The organism is Pontibacter sp. HJ8 (assembly GCF_054824225.1).
Genome location: NZ_JSYF01000194.1, coordinates 1 through 4,000 on the forward strand (window position 1 = coordinate 1; position 4,000 = coordinate 4,000).

Below are 4,000 nucleotides of genomic sequence, written 5' to 3' on the forward strand. Positions count from 1 at the left end.
TTGTTCTTATTACTTCAACTAAAATCATAAAGCTATGGCAAGAGATTATCAGCGTAATTACGATGAAAGTGATTATGGATCTTATAACCGCAACCGCGGTGAATCCCAGGATGAAGAAAGAGGTTTTTTTGACCGCATTGGCAATACAATCAGCCACGCCTGGGAAAGAGTGACAGGTGGCGATGACGATGATGATAGAGACAGAGATAACTCTTATAGAAATTACGGGGGCAGATCATCTCAGTCAGGCGATTATGACAGAGGCGGCTATAGTTCCGGTTCTTCAGCCACCGGCGATTACAGCAGAGGGACATCCTATGGCGGCGGAGGCAGCACCTATGGGGGCGGCTCCGGGTATGGGCAATCCCAGCTAGGAAGGTATGGCTCCCAGGGATCGCAGGGTAGCAGCTATGGCGGCGGCGGTTCGTATGGTTCTGAGCGAAGCGGAAGCTCGTATGGCAGAGGCTATGGCTCCGGCTCACAAAGTGGATATGGCGGCTCTTCCCAGGGTAGCTACGGCGGATCCTCGCAGGGAGGCTATGGCTCACAGGGCAGCTATGGAAGCTCCGGCAGAGGCAGCTCAGATTATGGCTCAGGTGGCTCGGAATATGGCTCATCCGGCAGAAGTTCTTATGGCAGTTCACAGGGAGGCTACGGCTCGCAAGGTGGCTACGGCGGATCATCTTCCGGCTACGGTTCCTCCGGACAAAGCAGCTACGGCGGCTCCGGCTCTATGGGCGGCAGCCAGAACTACAGTGGCCGTTCCGGCTCCATGGGCGGTGGCTCAACAGGTGGTTACGGCTCCGGTTCGCAGGGAGGGTATAGCGGTTCAGGCTTCGGCGGTTCCAACTATAGCTCACGCGGCGGCTACGGCGGATCATCCAGCTACGGCTCTATGAGCGGCGGTGACTATGGTTCTATGGGCGGTGATCAGGGAACAAGAGGCAGCTCCTACGGTGGCTCATCTTCCGGCTATGGCAGCAGCTCGATGGGCTCCCAGCGTGACTCTGACTATAGCCGCGGCGGCGGTTCCATGGGCGGCGGCTCATTCGGAAGTGGCGGAGGTCCCTTCAGCGGCGGACAGTATGGCAGCACCGGTACATCCGGCTACGGTAGCTCTTCGCAGGGTGGCTATGGCGGTTCTTCCCAAGGCAGCTACGGCGGATCTTCGCAGGGAGGCTATGGCTCCCAGGGTAGCTACGGAAGAGGCAGTTCAGACTACGGTCAGGGAAGTTCTCAATCCGGAATCTCCGGCAGAACCAGCTCCATGGGCAGCTCCGGCGGGTATGGCTCCTCCCAGGGTTACGGCAGTTCATCTGGCAGAGGCAGCTCTGACTACGGATCGTCTTCCGGCAGAAGCAGCAGCAGCTACGGTTCATCCGACAGAGACAACGAAAGCCGTGGATTGTTCTCACGCGAGCGACGTGGCAACCGCGAAGATTATGACAGATAAAGGTAAATTTTAATTAAGTATATTTTGAGAAAAAGGGGCCGCTTATAGCGGCCCCTTTTTTGTGTTTATCTGAAGGTATCGTCCCTGTATGTATCCGGGGCGTTTACCTGATTACCAGCTGTTTTGCTTCTTCCACGCTGGGGGCGGACTTGATGAGGCGGTCCAGGCCGAGAATCTCAAACACGTTCCGGATCTTGGGTTTCATATCCACCATAACCAGTTGCAGTTCCTTCATGTTGCAGGCCTGGAAAGCGGCCAGCAGTACGCCCAGGCCGGCGGAGGAGATATAGATAAGTTCGCTGCAGTCAATCAGTACGTATTCCGTAGAGGTGGCGATGGCTTCTTCCAGTGCATGATCGGCATAAACAGATGAACTGGCGTCCAGTTCTCCGATAAACTTTAAAATCGTACCCTCTTCCAGGGTCGTTATCGTAACGTTGAATGTTTTCATAAGTAAAGGCTTTTGGCGTCAAACAATGCGGCCTCAGGCTGCCATGTCAGGCATCAGCCTACCGCTTACCTGTGCTTGTGCTCCAGGTACGCCTCTTTGATGCCTGGGAGTATGCGAAGGACCGAGGTCAATCCGGACTGCTCCAGTTTCTCCTGCACTGCCGGTTGCAAATTATAAAGAACCAGGCTAAGTCCAAGCGAGTTAATTTTTCCAAGATACGAAAGAATGGTGCGCATGGCTGCCGTTGAAACAGAGGTTATGCCGCTGCAATCCACCCATATATTGTGATGAGGCATTACTTTGGCTTTTTCTATCGCTTCATCAAACAATCCGGCTGCACCCTGGTCCAACTCCCCGTGGCATATAATGACTATGCTCTCCGGTATTTCCTGAATCGATACTGACATATTTGATCGTCTTAATTCCTGAAGCACATACAACAAAGTCATTGATCCGCTAAGATTTTCAGGTTTATTTACCCAATCCTGCCAAAGCAGCCGGATGTACTGCCGGTGGTTTCGCTCTCACCCGGCGCTTTTTGTGAAAAATTATTCTAATTTACTTAAAGTCAATAGGATACAAACATAACTATTATATAATTGGATAAGTATGTAACAAATACGTATAGTCATTGTGTAGGAATACTGATTTATGCCCAGAACAGGCCAATAAACAGGGAATGTCCGGTTTGCAATTGGACATCTGATTTAAATTAAGAAAATTGCTCTCCATTGAGCGCGGTAGCAGATCCATAAAAACACAAGAGCTGCAAAGGTTGTTAACCTGGTTAAAGACCGAAGACGGATTGCTTGTTTTACTACGGGAAGCTCTGACTTTAAAAGGCCTCTGCTTCTGTTGAATTTTCTGAAATTTTACCAGCTCTCTTCTTTTCAAAACGCATATAATGATAGACATAATCATCACGGATGATCATAAAATAGTACGGGACGGCATCAAGGCGCTGTTGCAGGACAATAAAGCCATCAAAGTGGTGGCAGAGGCTGCCAGTGGCGATGAACTGATCAGTCTGCTTTCCACAGTGCATGCAGACGTGGTGCTGATGGATATCAGTATGCCCGGGAAGGACGGCTTCGAAACGACGCAGCATGTGGCAGAACATTTTCCGGACGTAAAAGTGCTGGCGCTCTCGATGCTCAGCAATGACAGCTACGTAAGTAAAATGATGGACCTGGGTGCTCAGGGGTATATACTCAAAAATGCGGGCCAGGACGAGCTATGCTGTGCCGTACAGTTGGTGGCAGCGGGCAACCGGTATATCTGCTCGGAAGTTTCGCTCGACCTGCTGCGCAAAGTGCAGTCACTTTCTTTAACGATTACGCCGATACTGGCAGACGATCAGCGCGACCTTTCCAAGCGCGAACTGGAGGTGCTGGGGCTGATCGCAGAAGGCTTTACCAATGCTGAAATTGCTGATAAATTGTTTACCAGCAAGCGCACCATCGAAACGCATCGGCAGAACCTGCTCGAAAAAACCAAAGCCCGCAACACGGCCACGCTCATCAAATATGCCCTGCAACGGGGCCTGATTTCCTAAATGCCCAGAAACAAGAATGACCTGCTACAAGATCGCCCTGCTACAACAGGGCGATCTTTTTGTTTTCATCCACAGGCAGTCCATACTGCCAGGATAGCTGCCTTCCATTTTGTTTAATACCCGGCACCGTTTATAGGTATAGGTATACCTGCCGTTCCGATCATGACCAGGCCTATTCCTCCTTATTCGCACCGGCAGGGGCCAGCCATACCTCTCTTCTTTTTCAAGCACGCAGCTTGCAGTTCTGATACAGCGCGGGAGCACCCTTCATTGGTGTTGTAACATACAGTGTATTGGTACTATTCCGATGCCTGTTCAGGCTGTCTCTTTCCTGAATTTTAGCAAATATTCTATAAAAGGTGTTACTACTTATCTGTAAAATATAATTTTTAAGAGTAACGAAACCGTATGAGGTTATTTTACGGGACGTGTATCTGCCTCCGGATCAACTACTGGTCATGCATCTGCTTTTATTTTTAACACCCGATTACACCCTGACAAACCTTTATGTAACACTTTTAACTATCCTAACTTATGAGAA

Annotated in this window: 4 protein-coding genes; 2 read left to right on the top strand and 2 right to left on the bottom strand. The window is 50.4% G+C overall.

The window, feature by feature from the left end:
- Positions 1-34: 34 nt before the first annotated feature.
- Positions 35-1,453 (top strand): hypothetical protein, encoded by a 1,419-nt coding sequence (locus OB13_RS09475; protein WP_461489921.1) that lies wholly within the window; start codon positions 35-37, stop codon positions 1,451-1,453.
- Between the two features lie 103 nt (positions 1,454-1,556).
- On the opposite strand, the gene OB13_RS09480 is transcribed toward OB13_RS09475, so the two are convergent.
- Together OB13_RS09480 and OB13_RS09485 are read right to left on the bottom strand one after the other, a co-directional pair.
- The gene (locus OB13_RS09480; RefSeq protein ID WP_461489922.1) at positions 1,557-1,904 is read right to left on the bottom strand and encodes an STAS domain-containing protein; all 348 of its coding nucleotides are present in this window, start codon (positions 1,902-1,904) and stop codon (positions 1,557-1,559) included.
- 65 nt (positions 1,905-1,969) lie between these two features.
- On the bottom strand, positions 1,970-2,311 hold the full coding sequence (locus OB13_RS09485; RefSeq protein WP_461489923.1) for an STAS domain-containing protein: 342 nt from the start codon (positions 2,309-2,311) through the stop codon (positions 1,970-1,972).
- A gap of 497 nt (positions 2,312-2,808) precedes the next feature.
- On the opposite strand from OB13_RS09485, the gene OB13_RS09490 reads away from it, so the two are divergent.
- Positions 2,809-3,459: a response regulator gene (locus tag OB13_RS09490; protein ID WP_461489924.1), complete on the top strand. Its 651-nt coding sequence runs from the start codon at positions 2,809-2,811 to the stop codon at positions 3,457-3,459.
- Positions 3,460-4,000 lie beyond the last annotated feature (541 nt).